A 1,126-nucleotide genomic window follows, 5' to 3' on the forward strand; every position below is an offset into this window, starting at 1 on the left:
TTGGGGACTGCAGGCCCGGACCAGAGGCCGAGCTGAGCACTTGTTGCTCCCGAGCGTAGTGGGTCGTCTGCCGTCGGATATGGTATAGAGGTATGGTGATCCTCGTGTTGCGAGGTGCCCCATGTCGCGCCACCAGAAAGATCCACTACGCCCGCTCACCGTAGACGAGCGCACAGAGCTCACCCGCCTGAGTCGCTCGCAGAGCGCCCCTGCCGCCGAGGTCGACCGGGCCCGCGCCCTGCTGGCGATTGCCGAGGGTGCCAGCTACACCGCCGCCGCGCGTCTGGTCGGGCGCGGCCACAACGAGACCATCTCGGCCTGGGTCAGCCGCTTCAACCGCGAGGGACTGTCGGCCGTGCGCCCGCACCACGGCGGCGGGCCGCGGATCCGCTACGGGGTTCACGAGCAGCAGCGCATCCTGGCCGAGTGGGCGCGATCGCCCGAGCGCGAGACGGACGGCACCGCGACCTGGTCGTTGAGCCTGCTGCAGAAGGCCCTGCGCCAAGCGCCTGACGGCCTGCCCCGGGTGAGCCGGTTCACCATCGCGCGCACCCTGCACGAAACCGGCCTGAGCTGGCAGAAGAGCCGCACCTGGTGTGAAACCGGCGTCGCGCTGCGCAACCGCAAGTCCGGTATCGCACGCGTCAGCGATCCCGATGCGGCTGCCAAAAAAAGCTGATCGAGCAGGCCTACACCCTGGGCGCCCCCTTGGGATTGTCAGTCTGGTGTGAGGACGAAGCCGGCCCATTCCAGGCCGTGCCGCATTCGGGTCCTTCGTGGCAGCTGCAAGCTCACCCGATGACACAACCGCACGAGTACATCCGTGGCGGCACGACCAAGATCCTGACTCTGTTCCATCCCGCCTCGGGCCAGGTGCGCCTGCAACCGGCCGGGCGCTGTACGAATGCGGTGCTGCATCCGTGGCTGCGCGAGCGTCTCACCGCGATTCTGGCGGAGTTGCCCGCCCCAGTCGTTGCGGATCCCGCTCTCACGCACGCGGCGTGGGAGGTCTGGCAGGCGGGGCTGAGCCGGCGCTTCACCTTGCCGGACGAGTTGCCGCCACTGCGGCTGCTGCTGGTGTGGGACAATCTCACCGGCCACAAGACTCCTGAACTGGTGCTGTGGC

At 68.4% G+C, this 1,126-nt stretch carries 2 protein-coding genes; both read left to right on the forward strand.

All coding sequences use genetic code 11. The features are described 5' to 3' along the window. The first annotated feature begins 121 nt into the window (after positions 1 to 121). Positions 122 to 679, forward strand: a complete 558-nt coding sequence (locus tag OC446_RS30450; RefSeq protein ID WP_262032597.1) for a helix-turn-helix domain-containing protein — start codon at positions 122 to 124, stop codon at positions 677 to 679. Positions 680 to 798: 119 nt separating this feature from the next. Beyond that, positions 799 to 1,126: hypothetical protein (locus tag OC446_RS30455; RefSeq protein ID WP_262032598.1), on the forward strand; the 328-nt coding region annotated here is incomplete at its 3' end.

Origin of the sequence: Microvirga sp. Mcv34 (assembly GCF_024519725.1) — a bacterium.
Lineage (GTDB): Bacteria > Pseudomonadota > Alphaproteobacteria > Rhizobiales > Beijerinckiaceae > Microvirga.